General features: G+C 46.2%; 4 protein-coding genes. 3 read left to right on the top strand and 1 reads right to left on the bottom strand.

Annotated elements, in window-relative coordinates; genetic code table 11:
* The first annotated feature begins 443 nt into the window (after positions 1-443).
* Entirely contained in the window at positions 444-851 is a 408-nt protein-coding gene (locus Q0614_RS09880) for a DUF805 domain-containing protein (protein WP_298788401.1), read from the top strand.
* A gap of 143 nt (positions 852-994) precedes the next feature.
* On the opposite strand, the gene Q0614_RS09875 is transcribed toward Q0614_RS09880, so the two are convergent.
* Positions 995-1,576, bottom strand: coding sequence for a Crp/Fnr family transcriptional regulator (locus Q0614_RS09875; protein ID WP_298788399.1), 582 nt, complete (start codon positions 1,574-1,576; stop codon positions 995-997).
* A 127-nt stretch (positions 1,577-1,703) separates the two neighbouring features.
* Between Q0614_RS09875 and Q0614_RS09870 the strand changes: the two genes are divergently transcribed.
* Positions 1,704-2,270, top strand: a complete 567-nt coding sequence (locus Q0614_RS09870; protein ID WP_298788398.1) for a hypothetical protein — start codon at positions 1,704-1,706, stop codon at positions 2,268-2,270.
* Between the two features lie 13 nt (positions 2,271-2,283).
* On the top strand, positions 2,284-4,410 hold a 2,127-nt coding region (locus tag Q0614_RS09865), incomplete at its 3' end, for a molybdopterin-dependent oxidoreductase (protein WP_298788397.1).

The following is a 4,410-nucleotide window of genomic DNA, read 5'->3' as shown; positions in this document are numbered from 1 at the left end:
GGTGCTGGATGACGAGATGACGGCGGAGTTTTGCTCTCTCGCGGCTTGTGCGAACAGAAGGAGCTTTGCGAGTTTCTAAAAGCGCAGGCGAAAACTTACGACGCTGTAAAAATTTCTAAAATTTTAAGCCGTAAAGGGAGGTAAATTTTAAAATTTGAGCAGCTATGGCATGGCAAAGCGGATAAAATCGCTATTATAATTGTGCTAGTCGCAGCCGCCCTACTTTGTTATTTAGCGCGAGCGAAAAAGCAAAATTTGTTCCGCCTAACCTACCCTCCTCCGCTTATCAAACAGCTCGCTATTAAGTTCATTCGAGATAAATTTTAATGTATTTGCCAGACAGCGCAGTAGCGGAGATAAATTTTAAAATTTAATCAATATAAAGGACAAATTTAAGTGCCATTGTTATATAATTTACCTTATTTTTTTAAAAGGAGTTTGAGATGACTTTTATGGAGTCTGTTCGCACTTGTCTCAAAGAGAATTATTGCAATTTTGAGGGGCGTGCACCACGTTCAGAGTACTGGTGGTTTGCATTATTTGCGGCACTTTTAGGAATCGTAACGTTAGTATTGGACGGCTTTTTAGGCACCTATACGGTTATGAGTTCCGGTAGAATGATCGGTTTCATTAACTCAATCTTTTTATTGGCAATACTTTTACCTTCTATCGCCGTAGCGGTAAGGCGTCTGCATGATACCGATAGAAGCGGCTGGTTTTATCTGTTAATTCTTGTCCCGATAATAGGCCCGATAGTATTGATCGTATTTTTTATCCAGCAAGGCACTAACGGAGGCAACCGCTTTGGAGACGATCCGTTGCGACCCGCAAGCAGAGGCTCGATTTTTTAAACGCAGCTTTGTAGCACACATAAGCTTTGCAAATAAGCTAAATTTAGGGCTAATTCCATTTTGGTTTTTAGCCCTTTTTAATAGACGGTTTTGCTCAAAATAGCCTTTTGTGTTTAAATTTAGATCCGCCGCGCAGATTCAGACTATAAAATTTTAATCCTATTGCCCTTTAATTTCACGATCTTTTTGTCATTTACTAGCTTCGTAATCGCTTGGGAGACATTTTGGCGAGGCGCGCCGAGCAGGCTTGCAAGCGTCATTATATTAAAGGGAAGCTCCACGATCTTATCTGCGTTTGCGATGCGATTTAAGAAATTTAAAATCCGCGTCTGGATTTTCGCAAAGACGATCTCTTTAATTAAAATTCGCTGCGAGTAGATGTTTTTAATAAGTGCGTTTATGATCGAGCTTGCAAACTCATCTCCGAGCAGCTCGAAAAGCTCCGAGATATTGATCTGTAGCGTCTCGCAGTCGCTTAAAATTTCAAGGCTAGTATTTTTATCCAAGCAGACGTAGGCGCCGCTTTTTACGAAGCTAAAGATAAATTCCTTACCGTTTTCGTAGCAGTTTAGTTTCGCTCTGCCCTGCAGCAAAATGATAAATTTAAACTTCTGCGCGTAGATCACGTCGCCGCGAGCGTAGCTTTCGCGCCTAAATTTAGCAATCCGCTCCCTGCTTAAAAAGTCGAATTTCTCGCTGTAATCGTTATTTAGTCTATCTATCATAGCAGCTCTTTGCATAAAATTTCACGTAAATTTTACATAAAAAGGATAAATTCGTCGCAATCGCGACAAATTTAAATTTATCTTTGATTTATAATTCGCGTTAAAGACAATCTAGAAAGGATACTTTATGAGGAAAATTTTTATCTCATTTATCTGTGCGTGTTCGCTTTTCGGCGGCGAGGTAATCTCCAAAACCGCTACGATCTCGCAAGACGGCAAAGCAATCGGTGAGGCTGAAATTTTAACGCCGATCGAGGTGATATCCAGCGATGGCGGCGTTACCAAGATTAAGATCAAAGGCGTCGTGAGCGAAAACTATCAGCTTCAAATCCAAAAAAATATGAAAGAGGCTGAAATTTACGCGATTTTTACGAACGAAGCCGAAGCGAATTTTAAAAAGGGTAAAAAGCTCGAGGACGATTACGGCGAGATCTGGTACGAAGCCGAGGGGATTTACGAGATCAGCTCGGATGCCGTAGCTAAGGACGCTAAGGCGCTTTATGCGGAGGCAAAGACAAACTACGAGCAGATCTGCTCGGCGTGTCATAGGCTTCACGAGCCGAATAGCTTCACGGCAAATCAGTGGCCTGCAAATTTGCAAGAGATGATCAATGCAAACTACGTAGCGCTCGAGGGCGACGAGCTAAATTTGATCATAAAATATCTACAACACAATGCAAAAAAACCTGAATGATAAAGGAGATCAGATGAAAAGGCGAGACTTTTTAAAGGCAGGGATTTTAGGCGCAAGCGCGGCTAGCGCTAGCAGGATCGAGGGGGTCACGCAGACGATTTTTGATAACAAAAAGGTATTCGGCGCAAATAGATTCGGCACTTTTTGGCTAAATTTAAACTCGTCGCAGATCGTTTCGGTAAGCGATTTTGAGGGCGATAAATTTCCAAACACGATGAATTACAGCTTACCGGATAATATCCAAAACGAAAACCGCGTGCTCTATCCGATGGTGCGCAAAAGCTATCTAAAGGCTAAAGGCGCGGCAAAGAGCGAACTGCGCGGCAAAGAGGAGTTCGTGCGGGTTAGTTGGGACACAGCCCTTGATCTAGCGGCGAAGGCTTTGAAAGAAAATTTCGACAAATACGGCGCCGAGGCGATCTACGGCGAATGCTACTGGTGGGGTGGCAGCGGTAAGATCGGCTGGGGACGCACCGTAGCGCACCGAATGCTTAAAATTTTAGGCGGCTACGTAGAGGAAAGCGGTGATTATTCGACCGGTGCGGGTCTGGTTATCATGCCTCACGTGCTGGGCTCAAGCGCCGTTTACGACGCGCCTACTACGTGGAAAGCGATCGTCAAAAACGCTAAAAACGTCGTATTTTGGGCGACTGATCCTGCGGTAACCAATCAAATTTCATCCATTCCGCCTACGCACGACGGTTACATCGGCATGCAAGAGCTTAAAAAATCGGGAATCAAAACTTATAGCGTAAACGTGATGAGAAACGACACCGCGCGCTACTTTGGCAGCGAAGATATTATCGTGCGCCCAAATACCGACACCGCACTCATCATCGGTATGTGCCATTATCTATTTACGAACAACCTCTACGACGAGGAATTTATCAAAAAATACACCGTCGGATTTAATAAATTTAAAGCGTATTTTCTAGGCGAGAGCGATAAAATCGTAAAGGACGCAGCTTGGGCGAGCAAAATTTGCGGGCTTAGCGAGGATGCTATTGCGAAATTTGCTACGGCACTTGCAAAGGAGCCGAGCACGATTTTAATCGGTCGCGGTTTGCAGCGCGCAGATCACGGCGAGCAGCCTTTCTGGGCGCTAGTGGCGCTTAATGCGATGCTGGGATATATCGGCAAGGAGGGTCTCGGCTTTGAATTTAGCCTAGGCTACGGTTCTGCGGGCGCTACGAATAAAGTAGCTCCGATTTTAAAAGGGCTTAGCACGCGCATAGATGAAAAATACGAAAACACGGGCTCTGCGCCTTGGAAAAACGCGAAAAATATCACCATCCCGTCCTCCCGCAGCATCGAGGCGCTGGAGCATCCAGGCAAGCAGATCGATTATGACGGCACCAAGATCAAGCTGCCGCATATGAGAGTCGCTTATATGGCGTGCGGATCGATGTTTACGCGCCATCAAGACGTGAATAATATTGTGAGGCAGTGGCGCAAATTTGATACCGTCATCACCGCCGAGCCGTACTGGACGAGCACCGCAAAACTTAGCGACATCGTGCTTCCCGTCGCGATCGAGGTCGAGCGCAACGACATCAACCAAACGGGCGCTACGGGCGAATATATAGTCGCTTACAGGCCTGCAATCGAGCCGATGGGTGAGAGCAAGAGCGACTTTTGGATCTGCGAGCAGATCTGCAAGCGCTGGGGATATGGCGAGGTCTTTAGCGAGGGCAAGGATGAGCTAGGCTGGATGAAGGAATTCTACGCCGATGCCGTAGAACAAGCCAAAGGCCTAAATATAACGATGCCTAGCTTTGAGGAATTTTACGACAAAGGCTTCGTGCGTTTTGAAAAGGACGATGAGAGCAGCGCACTATATACGCGTCTTGCGGCATTCCGCGAAAATCCCGCCAAAAACCGCCTCGGCACGCCGTCGGGTAAGATCGAAATTTACTCACCAACGATCGCCAAGATGGGCTATGCCGACTGCCCGCCGATGCCTACTTGGATCGAACCGAAAGAGTGGCTAGGCGATGCGAAAAAGACGGCGAAGTATCCGATCCACGTCGTTAGCCCGCACTCTCGCTACCGCCTGCACAGCCAGCTAAACAACTCGATCATCAGAAATTTCGCCGAGGTTAGCGGCAGAGAGCCGGTGCTGATAAATCCAAAAGACGCC

The sequence above is a fragment of the uncultured Campylobacter sp. genome (genome assembly GCF_937997595.1).
Lineage (GTDB): Bacteria > Campylobacterota > Campylobacteria > Campylobacterales > Campylobacteraceae > Campylobacter_B.
Note: the sequence above shows the minus strand (reverse complement) of the source record. Positions and strands in the feature narration are given on the sequence as shown.